Here is a 241-nt window from a genome sequence, read left to right as displayed (position 1 = left end):
GTGGCCGGTGGCCCAGCCGTAGGCGACGACGAGGACGTCGAGCGCGAACATGAGCGCCAGCGGGTCCCGGCGGTCGCGGCGCCACCTGCGCCACAGCACCGGAAGCCCGAGCAGGGCCAGCCAGAACCGGCCGGGCATGCCCTCGTAGAGCTGGTGGTGGATCGCGTCGACGCTGCTGTCCCCGGCCAGCGCGAGGACGTCGTAGAACGGCCAGGCCAGTGCCGTCGCCGCGGCCGCCGCC

1 pseudogene is annotated in these 241 nt (G+C 75.1%); it reads right to left on the bottom strand.

Going from position 1 to position 241, the window contains the following annotated elements:
* Positions 1-241: pseudogene (locus G3I40_RS36275) on the bottom strand (hypothetical protein); the annotation flags it as partial.

Origin of the sequence: Streptomyces sp. SID14478 (assembly GCF_010548525.1) — a bacterium.
Taxonomy (GTDB): domain Bacteria; phylum Actinomycetota; class Actinomycetes; order Streptomycetales; family Streptomycetaceae; genus Streptomyces.
Note: the sequence above shows the minus strand (reverse complement) of the source record. Positions and strands in the feature narration are given on the sequence as shown.